Source organism: Algimonas ampicilliniresistens (assembly GCF_030159955.1).
In the GTDB taxonomy this organism is placed as follows: domain Bacteria; phylum Pseudomonadota; class Alphaproteobacteria; order Caulobacterales; family Maricaulaceae; genus Litorimonas; species Litorimonas ampicilliniresistens.
The window spans coordinates 733,691-747,427 of sequence record NZ_BSNK01000001.1; the positions used below are offsets into that span (position 1 = coordinate 733,691).

The 13,737-nt window shown below is 56.0% G+C and carries 12 protein-coding genes; 7 read left to right on the forward strand and 5 right to left on the reverse strand.

Annotated features, from left to right (window positions below):
- Positions 1-65: 65 nt before the first annotated feature.
- A complete protein-coding gene (locus tag QQL54_RS03380) occupies positions 66-1,772 on the reverse strand; it encodes a hypothetical protein (RefSeq protein ID WP_284387560.1) in 1,707 nt (568 codons plus the stop codon).
- 30 nt (positions 1,773-1,802) lie between these two features.
- The gene (locus QQL54_RS03385; RefSeq protein ID WP_284387561.1) at positions 1,803-3,263 is read right to left on the reverse strand and encodes a sigma-54-dependent transcriptional regulator; all 1,461 of its coding nucleotides are present in this window, start codon (positions 3,261-3,263) and stop codon (positions 1,803-1,805) included.
- Positions 3,264-3,495: 232 nt separating this feature from the next.
- Between QQL54_RS03385 and QQL54_RS03390 the strand changes: the two genes are divergently transcribed.
- The 4 genes from QQL54_RS03390 (at position 3,496) to QQL54_RS03405 (ending at position 6,818) form a co-directional block, all read left to right on the forward strand.
- The gene (locus QQL54_RS03390) at positions 3,496-3,789 is read left to right on the forward strand and encodes an aa3-type cytochrome c oxidase subunit IV (RefSeq protein WP_284387562.1); all 294 of its coding nucleotides are present in this window, start codon (positions 3,496-3,498) and stop codon (positions 3,787-3,789) included.
- A 151-nt stretch (positions 3,790-3,940) separates the two neighbouring features.
- Complete coding sequence (locus QQL54_RS03395; protein ID WP_284387564.1) at positions 3,941-5,071, forward strand: Re/Si-specific NAD(P)(+) transhydrogenase subunit alpha; 1,131 nt, start codon at positions 3,941-3,943, stop codon at positions 5,069-5,071.
- A 4-nt stretch (positions 5,072-5,075) separates the two neighbouring features.
- Positions 5,076-5,405: a proton-translocating transhydrogenase family protein gene (locus tag QQL54_RS03400; RefSeq protein ID WP_284387567.1), complete on the forward strand. Its 330-nt coding sequence runs from the start codon at positions 5,076-5,078 to the stop codon at positions 5,403-5,405.
- A complete protein-coding gene (locus tag QQL54_RS03405; RefSeq protein ID WP_284387568.1) occupies positions 5,406-6,818 on the forward strand; it encodes an NAD(P)(+) transhydrogenase (Re/Si-specific) subunit beta in 1,413 nt (470 codons plus the stop codon). It begins immediately after the preceding gene.
- A 132-nt stretch (positions 6,819-6,950) separates the two neighbouring features.
- On the opposite strand, the gene QQL54_RS03410 is transcribed toward QQL54_RS03405, so the two are convergent.
- Entirely contained in the window at positions 6,951-7,586 is a 636-nt protein-coding gene (locus tag QQL54_RS03410) for a glutathione S-transferase N-terminal domain-containing protein (RefSeq protein ID WP_284387570.1), read from the reverse strand.
- 105 nt (positions 7,587-7,691) lie between these two features.
- Between QQL54_RS03410 and QQL54_RS03415 the strand changes: the two genes are divergently transcribed.
- Complete coding sequence (locus QQL54_RS03415; protein ID WP_284387572.1) at positions 7,692-8,558, forward strand: DMT family transporter; 867 nt, start codon at positions 7,692-7,694, stop codon at positions 8,556-8,558.
- Here the strand turns inward: QQL54_RS03415 and QQL54_RS03420 are convergent.
- Positions 8,540-9,325, reverse strand: a complete 786-nt coding sequence (locus QQL54_RS03420) for a pirin family protein (protein ID WP_284387574.1) — start codon at positions 9,323-9,325, stop codon at positions 8,540-8,542. The two genes, QQL54_RS03415 and QQL54_RS03420, sit on opposite strands and share 19 nt — an antisense overlap.
- Positions 9,326-9,361: 36 nt before the next feature.
- Entirely contained in the window at positions 9,362-9,958 is a 597-nt protein-coding gene (locus tag QQL54_RS03425; RefSeq protein WP_284387576.1) for an FMN-dependent NADH-azoreductase, read from the reverse strand.
- A 107-nt stretch (positions 9,959-10,065) separates the two neighbouring features.
- Between QQL54_RS03425 and QQL54_RS03430 the strand changes: the two genes are divergently transcribed.
- Both QQL54_RS03430 and QQL54_RS03435 read left to right on the forward strand, forming a co-directional pair.
- Entirely contained in the window at positions 10,066-10,977 is a 912-nt protein-coding gene (locus tag QQL54_RS03430) for a LysR family transcriptional regulator (protein WP_284387577.1), read from the forward strand.
- A 147-nt stretch (positions 10,978-11,124) separates the two neighbouring features.
- A complete protein-coding gene (locus QQL54_RS03435) occupies positions 11,125-13,656 on the forward strand; it encodes a TonB-dependent receptor (protein WP_284387579.1) in 2,532 nt (843 codons plus the stop codon).
- Positions 13,657-13,737 lie beyond the last annotated feature (81 nt).

Sequence of the window (13,737 nt, forward strand, 5' to 3'; positions counted from 1 at the left end):
TTCCCGTCAGATCTATCCGTTCAGTTTTGAGAATGGGCGGACAGAAATTGGCGGGGCAAGAGGGCTTAGAATCGAACCTTGAACCCGACATTCACGGCATGCGCATTGGTTTGATCATTTGAGACTTGCTGCGGCGCAACGAAGGGGATGAAGCCTTTATTATAGACATATTCCGCGCCGATATCGAGGAAGTCGCTGATCGGATATTCCACGCTGGCGGAATGTTGCTGGTTCTTCTCGAAGCTGGTGGGCTGACCCATCATGCCGACATTGCCAGTATCGTCACTAATATTGCCCCAAGATCCTGACGCAGCGATGGCCATGCGGCGACCGTTGACCATCGGTTTGATGCGGACTTGCGCAACCAAAGTCGACAGATTCTCATCGAAATTGATATTGTCGATGGACGTCGTTGAGCCGAGTGGATCGTTGAGGAATTGCGGGAAGGGGATGCCATCCGGCGTCTGCGGAATGGCAGCAGCCCAAGGCTCTAAAGTCGTCGTATATTCAACCATCGCGTCGAGGAATGGACTGTTATATTCTGCAAACCCGTTCACGGCGCTATTGCGGTAGTTGATCAAGTTGGCGGGCGGCGTGCCAGTGGCGCGTCCCTGAAATGTATGGGCGGTGAAATTGTCGCGATAGATGGTATCGTGCAGATACCCGCCGCCCAATGTAAACGCGCTTTGACGCCCGAGTAAGAATTCCTTTTCGGCACTGAACGCATAGTTGCCGATATTATTGTCTTCATCAGCAAAGGCGACGCGTAGCTGACGTCCGCCGGACAGAGCCGACGCTGTCAGTTTGAAACCGTTCTTGTAAAAGCCAAGTTCGGCAACGGGCTGATCAGAAAAGGCCCAGAAGAAGTGATGGCCTTCATTCTGAGTAAAGGCATTGTAGCTGTCGAAGTTACCGAAATCGATCGTCTTGCGACCAAAGGCAGCATAGAAGGGCGAGCGCTCCAGATTACCAAAGACAACGAAGGCTTTACGCAGCTGGAACTCGTCCTGATCGCGCGCAAACTCCGTCTCAGAATATTCGGGCTGCATATAAAGTGTAGTCCAGTCACCAAATGTGCTGGTGAACGAAAGGGCGGCATTATTGATCGCGAAAACCCCGGCTTCGTCGTCGGTTCTGTTTGAGAAATTAGGGAAGCGCGACAATAAAGGAAATTGGCCGTCCACGTCGGTGCGTTGATACATGAAGGCGCCCTGCAAATGTCCGCCGAGATAGAGCGAATTAGGCTGCAACACGCCCGTGGCGCGATTGGCGAGCAGGGTCAGTGTTTTGCCTGTCGTGTTTTCTTGGAAATCCAACATCTCGCGGCTGTTCGCGACAGAGGTCCGGACGCTGACGCCGCCAACATTAAAATCTCGGTCGCGATAGAAAGCGGTTGCGGCCTCGGGCGAGTAAGAGACGGTGCGTGGATCGCTATACCCGCGCAGGCCGAAGTTTGACGAGGCATATTGGTTGGAGGCATATTGTACGGGCTGCGGGGCAGGTGCAGCGTACGTCGCGTATTGCTGGCTCGTATAGGCGGCGGGGTATGCGTCTTCCGCGATGACATAAGTGCCAGGTGCCGCGTAACGCAGCTGTTCTTGCAGGCGTTGTTCCTGCCAGCTTTGTGGGCCTAAATACTGGCCTTGGCTCGCTCCAGACGATTGGAACATGCCGCGCAAACTCGGGCCATAGCCTTGATTGGCGAGCACAGGCGCGCCGACGGCACCAATGGCCGCGCAAGCGAGTAGAGCTGTCTTGAATCTAGTCATCATTTTCCCCCACGAAAACTTAGTTGAAAAAGCTTAAGCAGATCTGACTTGTTCAACATCGAGCGCATGCTCACGAACTTTGCGGTACAGCGTTGATCGGCCGATCCCGAGACGGCGCGCAACTTCGGACATGTGACCGTGATAGGTCTCGATCGCGAAGGCGATGAGGTCACGTTCAATGTCTTCCAAGGTGCGGAGATGACCTTCACGGTCTAGGACTGAGACGGCCCCTTCTTCATCGCTCTCATTGGCCGGGACTAGACGGTCAAGCGGGCTCGCATCCGTGGCTTCGACGGCTTGCGCCATAGCGGGCGTTAGACCTGAAATTTGCGGGAAGTCAGACGGACGTAGTTGATTGCCGTCTGAAAGGATCATCGCGCGGAAAATCGCATTTTCGAGTTGGCGAACATTGCCCTCCCACGGCTGCTGGCCAAGCATTGTCAGCGTCTCCGATGTGAGGCCGGACACGTTCATCTTTTCCTGCGCATTGAAGCGCGCGACGAAATGCTCAACGAGCGCTGGAATATCTTCCGTTCGCTCCCGCAATGGCGGCACAGCAATTGGGAAAACATTCAAACGATAGAATAAATCCTCACGGAATGTGCCTTCAGCGACGCATTCGGCCAAATCGCGATTGGTCGCAGAGACAATTCGGACATCCACGGAAACTGGGCGTTTTGACCCGATGGGATCGACTTCACCTTCTTGCAGAACGCGCAGTAGTTTGACTTGCATGTCGAGCGGCAATTCACCGATCTCGTCTAAGAAGAGGGTGCCGGTATGGGCTTCTTGGAATTTGCCGAGATGACGGCCATTGGCACCAGTGAACGAGCCTTTTTCGTGGCCGAACAGAATGCTCTCGACCAGAGTTTCAGGGATTGCGCCACAGTTGACCGATATAAAGGGCTTATCGGCGCGCTCTGACGCCCCTTGAATAGCGCGGGCGATAACTTCTTTACCCACGCCGCTCTCACCACTGATGAGGATAGGGATGGAGGCTTTAGCCCCGCGCTCGCCCATTGCCACAACAGGCCGCATAGCGGCAGATTTGCCAATGAGGTCATCGAAAGTGAGGCCACCTTCAGACTGTTTTTTCAGCCGCGTCACTTCTCGGGACAAAGTTTTCATTTCTAGCGCGTTGCGAATGGACACAACAATGCGTTCCGGGGCCGCAGGCTTCACGACAAAGTCACGCGCGCCGCCCTTCATGGCAGAGACAACCGCTTCGATGGACCCTTTGGCGGTTAGAACGATGACGGGAAGTTCGGGGCGTGTCTTTGCCAACTCGGTCAGAACATCCATACCATCACGGCCGGGCATGATCAGATCGAGCAACATGACGTCAACGCTCGTCGCGTCAGGACCCGTCGCCATACGCACGGCTGTGTCGCCGTCTCCCGCCTGTAGAACGGAGAAACCGCTCTTTTCCACGACCGCCTGCAAGAGGCGACGCTGGGTCGGATCGTCATCGACAATGAGTACGGTCTTGGACATGGGCTCCACTTTTCACCTGTTGGGCGCGCTCTGACGGCACGTCTCGATTTCGACCATCTGTGCCAAAAAGGGATGAAGGCGAGGCCAAGAAATAAGGTAAAGGAATTATGAAAGACCGCTGCTGTGTTGCGGCAGTGGTTGAACAGGGGCGGCGCCTTTGATAGGCGGCATTAGAATCTAAACATTGGAGCCTGCTCCGATGACCCCGCTTTTATCAGAAGGACCGGCGATCATGGCGGACACAAATTACACACGCGGCGAAATGAACATCGAAGGCCATTCCGATACATACGGTGGCTTCATGAAGTTTTCCAAATATGGCGGCGCAGCGATCATCGTGACGCTGTTGTTCCCAATCCTGACATTCGGCGCGATGCTGGCATGGCCAACCGCGCTGTTGATCTCTGTCGTGATCGGGATCGTGATCGGCGTGGCGCTCAAATTTAAAGCACAGTGGTATGCTGTATTGATCGGTTCGTCAGTGTTCTTGGGTGTCGTCATCGCGCTTCTGCTGATGCTGTTTTAAGACACGTAAGCTCCTGCCTCTCTGAGAGGCGCACGCACAAGCTTTTCGTGTTCGCGCATTTGCGCGAAAGATTTTTCCAACCCGTCGCTTTCAATTGCGACTTGGGGAGAAATTTGCTTTATCGGGTCGATGAGTCGCTGAGGGGATCTGCGTGAAAATTGCTGTCTTGAAGGAAGTTGCTGGCGCTGAAGCGCGCGTAGCGGCAACGCCAGACACGGTGAAAGCCTATGTTGCGGCGGGCCATGACGTGGTGGTGGTTAAAGGGGCGGGGGATAAAGCGACCTTCGCGGACGCGCTGTATAAAGAAGCAGGCGCGACGACTGCGACCACGAATGCGACCGCCGTCAAAACCGCCGATATTGTTCTGTCGGTCACGGGCGGGGACACCAAACTCCTAACAGCCATGAAAAAAGGCGCGGCCATTACGGGTCTGCTGAACCCTACAGACAATCCTAAATATGTTGCGGCAGCCGCCAAGGCGGGCGTCACGGCCTTTGCGCTGGAATATATCCCGCGTATCAGCCGCGCGCAGTCAATGGATGTCTTGTCGTCGCAGTCGAACCTGTCCGGTTACCGCGCTGTGGTTGAAGGCGCCGGTATTTATGGCCGGGCTTTGCCAATGATGATGACGGCGGCAGGCACGATCGCGCCGGCGAAAATCTTCATTATGGGCGTTGGTGTGGCAGGTCTGCAGGCGATTGCGACCGCGCGCCGCCTCGGCGCTGTCACGACGGCGACCGATGTGCGCCCCGCCACGAAAGAACAGGTCGCCTCGTTAGGCGCGAAATTCATCGCGGTTGAAAATGAAGAATTTAAAGCGGCAGAAACCGCGGGTGGTTACGCCAAACAGATGAGTGCCGAATATCAGGCGCTGCAAGCAGAGCTGACGGCTAGCCATATTGCTAAGCAGGATATTGTCGTCACTACGGCCCTGATCCCCGGGCGTGACGCGCCGATCCTCGTAACTAAAAAGATGATCGACACCATGCGGCCCGGCTCGGTCCTCGTTGACTTAGCGGTCGAACGTGGCGGCAATGTTGAAGGGGCTAAGCCCGGCGAAATCGTCACGACGAAAAATGGCGTTCAGATCGTTGGCCACCTCAATTGGCCATCCCGTATGGCGTCGGATGCGTCGAACATGTTCGCGCGCAACCTCAAAGCGTTCTTGCCTCTGGTCACAGCAGAAGACGGCAGCTTCGCCCCGGACTGGGTCGATGAAGTCATCCAAGGGGCCGCTCTGACGCGCGACGGGGCCATCGTGAACGCACGGCTGAAGGGGTAGGGATATGACTGCAATGCTCATCATGGCAGGTGGGGCGGCGGTTAGCCCGCTCGTCTTCCAACTCGCAATTTTTGTGCTGGCGATTTTCGTCGGCTATTATGTTGTTTGGTCGGTGACCCCGGCTCTGCACACGCCGCTCATGGCTGTGACGAACGCCATCTCTTCCGTCATCATTGTCGGCGCGCTGATCGCAGTTGCGGCTGGGACGCAAGGCGGCTCGCAAATCTCGACTTGGACCGGCGTTGTCGCGGTTGCGCTCTGCGCGGTGAACATCTTCGGTGGCTTCCTCGTCACCCAACGTATGCTCGCCATGTATAAAAAGAAGGAGCGCTAAGTGTTTCAGCTCTCCGCTAATACAGCCGCCGTTCTCTATACGGTCTCCGCTGTTCTCTTCATTCTCGCCCTGCGCGGTCTCAGCTCTCCAGAGACTTCACGGCGTGGCAACACTTACGGCATGGTCGGTATCGCCATCGCCATCGTCACGACCGTTTTAGTTGCGGGTCTTGGCGGCAAGGGTCTGTTGCTTGCAGGCGGTGGTCTCGCGGTAGGCGGCACCATAGGCGCGGTCATCGCACGTAAGATTCCGATGACGGATATGCCACAACTGGTTGCGGCCTTTCACAGTCTCGTCGGTTTGGCGGCGGTTCTCGTCGCTCTGGCCGCGTTCTTCTCGCCCGGCAGTTTTGGTATTCTCGATGCAGACGGCGCGATCAAAGCCGGTAGCTTGGTCGAGCTCTCGCTCGGTGCAGGCATCGGGGCGATTACCTTCACGGGATCACTGATCGCGTTTGCGAAGCTCAACGGCAATATGTCCGGCTCGCCGATTATGCTGCCCGCGCGGCATCTGATCAACATCGCCTTAGGCGTGGGTTTCTTCTTCCTCGTGGGGATGTTGATGAGTACGGGCGGCTCTGAGCCGTGGATGATGTGGGCGCTGATCGGCATCACGCTGATCCTCGGCTTTACGCTGATCATTCCCATAGGCGGCGCAGACATGCCCGTCGTTGTGTCGATGCTGAACAGCTATTCCGGTTGGGCCGCTGCCGCGCTCGGTTTCACGCTTGGCAATCTGGCGCTGATCATCACCGGTGCGCTGGTCGGCTCCTCCGGCGCGATCCTGTCTTACATCATGTGTAAGGCCATGAACCGTAGCTTCATCTCGGTCATTCTCGGTGGTTTTGGTGGCGACGCAGGCAGCGCCGCAGCAGGCGACCAGCCGGAACGTCCGGTTAAGCGCGGCTCTGCCGAAGACGCCGCGTTCATTATGAAGAACGCGTCCAAAGTTATCATCGTGCCGGGCTACGGTCTCGCCGTCGCGCAGGCGCAACACGCTATTCGCGAAATGGTCGATAAGCTCAAGGAAGAGGGCGTTGATGTATCCTACGCCATCCACCCTGTCGCAGGCCGGATGCCAGGCCACATGAATGTCCTGCTGGCCGAAGCGAACGTGCCCTATGATGAAGTGTTTGAGCTCGAAGACATCAATAGCGAATTCGCCAATACGGATGTCGCCTTTGTCATCGGAGCGAACGATGTCACTAACCCGGCTGCCAAAACGGATCCGACCTCGCCCATCGCCGGGATGCCAATCCTTGACGTCGATAAGGCCGCAACGGTGCTATTCGTTAAACGGTCTCTTTCACCGGGCTATGCCGGGATCGACAATGATCTGTTCTATCGGGATAATACGATGATGCTCCTCGCCGACGCGAAGAAGATGGTCGAGGAGATTATCAAGGCGCTATAGCTTTGCTCGCTAGAGCATGCGCCCCGAAGGGCCCATGTCAGTATTCATATTTAAATGAGCTTGCTTGCCAATCAGGTGGGGTTGACGGAAGCCAGAGGCCCTGCCGCTGTAACAAACTCTATTGAGCTAACCTTAACCCCCAGCCACTTTCATCCCCTGACGTTCCAATGCCAGCAAAACGCCGTCATCTTTTTCCATCTCTCGCTGGTGCACCGCGAGGTTCGGATAATCCTCTAGCTGTAGCGGCGTGCGTTCGATCCAGCGCATGACGATGTAGAGATAGGCGTCGGCATAGCTTCTGGCTTCGAGCAGCCACGGACCGTCCGTCTCTTCGATCTGGGCATCAAGCCGTTTAAAATACGCGTCTAGCCGGGCGTAAGTCTTATGCCGGACGACTTTTTCGGTCTGCGGTGTGTCGGCGAAAGTGCTGGGCGCAAAATGGCCTTTGAAGGCGGCGTGAACTTCGGACGACAGATAGCTGAGCGCTTCGGCTTCTTTTCGACCGAGCGGGGCTTTGCGAGAGAAATGGTCCATGTCGCCACCACCGAATGCTGCGCCAATATAGGCAAGGATCGCCGTTGCCTCGGTCAGCACATCACCGTCATCAAACACCAAGGCCGGAACCTGACCTTTAGGATTGATTGCCAGGTAGCTCTCTTGTTTATGTTCGCCACGTTCCAAAAGAACAACATCAATCGGGGCCTTCGACCAAGCGATGGCGATATTCGGGGCGAGGGCGCAGGTGCCGGCGAGCGTATAAAGTTTCATGGCGAGTCTTTCGTCGAGTGATCTGATGCAGCCCTATCACAGCTTGATCGTTCCGATCACCAAAAGCTGACCTGACGTGACAGCAAACCACGCCTATAGGCGCGCATGGTCTCCATCCGACAGACAATTATCCTCACCACCTTCGCCCTGATCGCTTTCGCCGGGAATTCCGTATTGGCGCGTTTGGCGCTGGTGGACGGCGCGATTGGGGTGGGGTCTTACACGACCATTCGTCTTCTATCGGGTGCGGTTGTTCTGGCCCTGATCGTTGGGGTCCGATCGTCCAAAACTTCAGGAAGTTGGAACGGGGCGTTGGCCCTATTGGGTTACGCAGCTTTATTCTCATTGGCCTATCTTGAGCTTTCGACCGGCATGGGTGCGTTGATCCTGTTCGCGAGTGTTCAAATTACGATGATTGGTTGGGCCTTCCTACGCGGGGAACGGCTGGGTTTGATACAAAGCTTAGGTGTTCTGGCCGCCGTGGCGGGACTGGTTTGGCTGCTATTGCCGGGATTGGCGCGGCCAGATCCGCTGGCTGCAGCTCTGATGATCGGGTCGGGCGCCTGTTGGGGCGTCTATTCTCTGATGGGACGCGGCGGCGGGGCGCCCACGGCCGTCACAGCGGGAAATTTCGTTCGGGCGAGCATTCTTGCGCTCCCGCTCTTTGGTGCATGGCTTATCTTAGGCTCAGAAACGTCGCCCAGCGGGGAGGGTGTTGTGCTGGCTGTCGCGTCGGGCGCGCTGACATCCGGCCTCGGCTATGTGATCTGGTATCGCGCCCTGAAGGGACTTTCAGCGGCGCGAGCAGGGATCGTTCAATTGCTGGTGCCACCGCTCGCGGCTCTGGGCGGCATCATTCTATTGAGTGAGCCGCTGACAGGACGCTTTATAATAGCGAGCGCGATGATCCTTGCGGGTATCGCGCTCGCCGTTTCGAAACAGCGTAGGGCTGGTTACGCGAATTCGAAATAGAGCAGTTCGGCACCGTCGCCGCGGCTCATCTCCAACCGTCCGCCTTCGCGAATGGCCAAACCGTCACCGCGCCGCATTTCCTCACCATTAATGGTGATAGAGCCAGTGGCGAGTTGCACCCAACCGCGTGTGCCGTCCCCCATCTCGTGAGAAATGGCCTGATCACCGTTCAGCGTCGCCGCATAAATATCGGCATCTGAACGGATCGTCATCGAACCGTCCCGACCGTTGGGCGACAAGAACAGAGCCAGTTTTCCGTCCTTGTCCTCGGGCCGGATATCCAGCGTGTCATAGCGCGGGGTCGCGCCGGATACGTTCGGGATCAGCCAGACTTGCAGCAACCGCATCGGGTCGGTTTCGCTTGGGTTGAATTCGCTATGGGTTACGCCGGAACCAGCGCTCATATATTGAACGCCGCCAGCCCCCACGGTCGACCCATTGCCCATACTATCGCGGTGTTGCAGCGCCCCCTCCAGAATATAAGAGAAAATCTCCGCATCCTTATGGGGGTGCATGGGAAAGCCGCCGCCGCCCGCGATAATGTCATCATTGATGACGCGCAGGCTCTCAAACCCCATATGCTCTGGGTCGAAATAGTTAGCGAAAGAAAAGCTAAAGGCCGAGCGCAGCCAGCCGTGATTGGCTTTGCCGCGCGCTTCCTCTGGGCGCAGCACCAGTCCGGACGCCAGTTTTGACGGTGTTGTTTTTGCGATCGTGGGCGTCGCCGTTGCGGCCACAGCCGTGGCGAGTGTTGTTCGTCTGGTCATGGTGAAGTCCTTTCTCATTCGTTGTTTGACTTCGTTTCAGGCTGCGAGAGCGCGGACCTGATCTTTGGTTTGTTCGATTTTGTCGGGGCCGCTGGCCATTAACTGGTCGGCGGCAATGATCTCCACATCGGTAATGCCAATGAAGCCGAGTACGTGGCGGAGGTAGGGCGTGGCGAAGTCGATATCGCTACCGACTTTAGTCCCGCCGGACGCGACCAAAATAACGGCGCGTTTTCCGTCGAGTAGTCCAACCGGTCCTTTATCCGTGTAGCGGAAGGTCAACCCCGCCCGCGCGACCTGATCCACCCAGAGCTTGAGCGCGGCCGGGATACCGAAATTATAGATCGGCGTGCTGATCACCAAAAGCTCATTGCGCTTTAGCTCGTCGACCAAGCGGTCTGACGTAGCCAAGACGGCGCGGTTGTCAGTCGTGCGATCCCCGTCCGGCGTGAAATTGGCTGTAATCCAATCTTGGGTCACGAGCGGCAGGCCATCGCTTGTGTCGCGGGTCTCCACGCGCACAGCACGACGTTCTGCGATCCGGTCAATATAGAGATCGGCGAGTTCGCGGCTGATCGAGCCGTCCTTGCGGGCAGAGGCGTCGATACGAAGAATGTTGAGTGGCTGGGTCATGCGTGTTTCCTAAGTAGTCGTCTAATTACGTGATGCTTATCTATGTGTTGTGGATAGCATTCATAAGCCGTGTTGATCGCAAGTCATTGTTGCGATAACTGCAACAAATGGATCGTTTTACTGAAGCCGAAATGTTCGTCAAAACCATTGAGGCGGGCAGCATCACGGCGGCGGCTGAGGCGCTCTCCGTTGATAAGTCTGGCGTCTCCCGCCGCCTCAAATCCTTGGAGCAGCGTCTGGGGATCAAACTGCTCAATCGGTCGACACGAATGTTGTCGCTCACAGATGCGGGACGCAGCTATTATGAGCGGGCGCAGGGTTTACTCAGGGCTTGGCGCGAAATGGAAGACGATGCCAGCGGCGCTGATTGTGCGCTCGCAGGGCCTATTCGGATCGCCGCCCCTCTTTCATTCGGCCTGTCACAGCTCGGCCCAGCCTTGATCGACTTCCAACATGATCATCCGGATATTGCGCTCGATGTGGACTTCTCTGATCGCAAGGTGGACCTGATCGCGGAAGGGATTGACTTAGCGGTACGGATTGGTCGGTTAGATGATAGTGCGCTGGTGGCGCGTAAACTGGCGGATGTGCGCATGCTCTGCGCTGCGTCCCCTGACTGGTTAGAACACCATGGTCCGGTGCAATCTATTGACGATCTGAACGGCGCGCCGGAACTGAGTTACCGGCTACGCACCGCCCGAAGCTGGCCCTACCGCGCTCCAGACGGTCAGCGCGGCACCCTATCCACAACCTCTGTGATGCAAGCCAGCAATGGCGATTTTCTGACAGACGCGGCTATTGCTGGACTGGGGATCGTGATCCAGCCAGATTTTATCCTTTGCGACGCCGTGCGGGCTGGGCAGCTTCTGCCGATGCTGCCAGACTATATTTTCGACGCCCCGAGCGTGTATGCCGTCTGGTCGCCAACCCGGCATATGCCTCGCCGAGTTCGGATGCTGGTCGACACATTGGCGGACCGTTTTGGCGGCATCGCGCCGTGGTCCTTGGCTGCCAGATAACGCCTCATTCTGAGTAGTGTGACAAGTTTGCTACAGTGAATGCGCAATTATAGGCGCGACGTTACTGACATGACCTAGGTCAAATTGGCAGGGTTCGACGCCAGACATAGCAGATTGACTATCTGACTGTGAAAAGGGGACCTTCCAGTGAAAAAGACGAATATCCGTTCGGGCCTAACAGGCTCCGCCTCCGCCGTAGCCCTTGCGCTACTCATCGTTTCACCGGCTGCTGCGCAATTGGTCGATGATGAAATCGTCGTAACCGCGCGCCGTGTGCAGGAAACACTGATCGAAGCACCTGTCGCAGTGACGGCGTTGTCGGAAGATCAAATCGAGAACTTAGGCATTCAGAGCATTGACGATGTGGCGCGCCACACGGCTGGCTTCTCCTTTTCCAATGCTTTCGGTCGCACGACGGAACGTCCCGTCATTCGCGGGGCCGCCAACATTCTGGCTGGGGTTCAGTTCGGTGTGGAGGCGGGCGCAGCCTACTTTATCGATGGTGTCTATTATTCGGGTGATCTGCAAGCGGTCGATATCCGCAATGTTGAGCGCGTCGAAGTCGTCAAGGGGCCGCAGTCTGCGCTTTATGGCCGGAACACCTATTCCGGTGCCATCAACTTTATCTCTAAACGTGCGAGTAAGAGCGGCTGGGAAGGCTCGGTCGAAGCCACAGCGGCTGAGGATGACGAGTATCAGTTCTATGGCCGGGTTTCAGGGCCACTCGTTGAAGACGTGATGGGTTTATCTCTCTCAGGCCGTTATTACGAATATGGTGGGGATAGCGAATGGACCAATGCAGCGGCCGCAGGCGCGCAAATGGGGTCCGAGGAATCGATCAATTTGAACGCTACTCTGGACGTCAATTTTAATGATAGCACCACAGCGATCTTCCGTGCCGGTTATGCAAACGACACGGACGGCCCGCGCCCGTTCCGTCTGATCGGGGCCGAGCAAAATAACTGCTTCCCGGGCTACCGTTCCGGAGCCTATTATGATCCGCAAGGTGGACTGCCTGCCTTCCTATTACCCTTTGCGCCGTTCTCGGATATTTATCCGAACACGGTCACCACAGACAATAATTTCCAATATTTCTGCGGTAGCCTTGATCAATTTGAAGATCTGGACCCCACACAATCTCTCGACGGCACACCGTTTTTGGGTGTTGAACGTGACCTCTTCTTAGGGACCGCCTTGTTTGAAACTGAGTTCGATAACGGCATGGGACTTTCGGTCTCGGCTGGATATCGCAACCAAGAACTTCTGACGGGCTCTGATTCAGATCATCAGGACGGTTCGATCTTCTTCATTGGGATCAGCCCGTTTTTCTCCATCCCGCAGGCAGACGCCTTCCTGAACACGACGGGTGTGAGTGAAGTCGAAGACATTTCCTTGGAGGCCCGTCTCAGCACGGACCCAACCAAGCCGATGCGGTTCTCAGTTGGTGCCTATTATTACAACCAGACCGACGAAGGCTTTAATGGTTCACTTGGTCGCGTCACAGCGGACGATGATCTCGGATTGCAGAGTGGCAATACACTCAGCATCGAGAACAAAGCGGTATTTGCCACGGCTGATTTCGATATTTCGGATCAACTGACGGCATCGTTTGAAGGTCGTTATCAGGAAGAAATCAAAGGTCGCGATGAATTGGGCGGCGCCAATCTTCCAGCATATAGCAACGAAGTCACATTCGATGATTTCGTATACAAGGCTATCCTATCCTACGATGTGAATGATGATCTCTCGGCCTATGGCTCTTTTGCACACGGTGTGAAGCCGGGCGGGGTTAATGGCTCAATTGGTCTTGCATCAGGCGATGAATTCTATGCGCCAGAAGAAGTCGAAGCCTTCGAAGTCGGTCTTAAGGGCCGAGTTGGAGAAAATGTCCGCTTCACGTTCTCCGGCTATTTCAACGATATTGCTCAATATCAGCTGACCACACCGGTCGCGAGCATCACTGGCGGCAATGTCAACTCAGTCGCGACCAATCAGGGTAATGCCGAAATTATGGGCCTCGAATTCGAGGGCAGCTTTGACATTAACGACTTTATCCGGGTCGGCGGGTCTTACGCTTGGACTGACGCCGAGTTCACCTCGGGTTGTGATGACTTCCAATTTACACTGAACACGGGTGGGTATCTGATTGCAGCCTTTGATCGGACCAATCCGCCGACAACCGGGACGATCCGCGATTCAGCCAATCCAACAACGCCAACCTTTGATGCGGATGGACTGTTCACGGGAAATCTATCCTGCGATATTTCGGGCAATAAAGTTCCACTCACATCTGAGCATCAAGCATCGCTCTATGTTCAGAGCGAGTTCCCAATCAGCGATAAAGTCGATGGCTTCGTCAATGCGGATTTCACGCATGAAAGTTCGAAGTTTATCCAGGTTCATAATTTGATGGAGACAGGGGGAACTAACATCCTCTCCGGTCAGATCGGCATCAAATACAATAATGTGCGTCTGGAAATCTTTGGCCGCAATCTAACGGACGAACGGACACCACCCGCCGCCACACGCTGGTTCGATCTGCTCGAAGGCTTCAATACGATTGGCTCTACGACACCGGGCGCAGCTTCGGTTGATCGCACAGTGGTCGGCCCACGCTCGACGTTCCTGTCTTATCGCCGGGGTCGTCAAATTGGTGTACGGGCGAAACTCGACTTCTAAGGTCGCCGATTTCAGGGCATCCCTGACACAGCGCAAATTGGATAAGGCCCGGCGTCTATACGCTGGGCCTTATTGTTTGGG

What these genes read in the sequence shown, in the direction of transcription:
- QQL54_RS03380 (WP_284387560.1), bottom strand. Translation starts at nt 1,772, where the DNA reads ATGATGACTAGATTCAAGACAGCTCTACTCGCTTGCGCGGCCATTGGT.
- QQL54_RS03385 (WP_284387561.1), bottom strand. Translation starts at nt 3,263, where the DNA reads ATGTCCAAGACCGTACTCATTGTCGATGACGATCCGACCCAGCGTCGC.
- QQL54_RS03390 (WP_284387562.1), top strand. Translation starts at nt 3,496, where the DNA reads ATGGCGGACACAAATTACACACGCGGCGAAATGAACATCGAAGGCCAT.
- QQL54_RS03400 (WP_284387567.1), top strand. Translation starts at nt 5,076, where the DNA reads ATGACTGCAATGCTCATCATGGCAGGTGGGGCGGCGGTTAGCCCGCTC.
- QQL54_RS03410 (WP_284387570.1), bottom strand. Translation starts at nt 7,586, where the DNA reads ATGAAACTTTATACGCTCGCCGGCACCTGCGCCCTCGCCCCGAATATC.
- QQL54_RS03415 (WP_284387572.1), top strand. Translation starts at nt 7,692, where the DNA reads ATGGTCTCCATCCGACAGACAATTATCCTCACCACCTTCGCCCTGATC.
- QQL54_RS03420 (WP_284387574.1), bottom strand. Translation starts at nt 9,325, where the DNA reads ATGACCAGACGAACAACACTCGCCACGGCTGTGGCCGCAACGGCGACG.
- QQL54_RS03425 (WP_284387576.1), bottom strand. Translation starts at nt 9,958, where the DNA reads ATGACCCAGCCACTCAACATTCTTCGTATCGACGCCTCTGCCCGCAAG.
- QQL54_RS03430 (WP_284387577.1), top strand. Translation starts at nt 10,066, where the DNA reads ATGGATCGTTTTACTGAAGCCGAAATGTTCGTCAAAACCATTGAGGCG.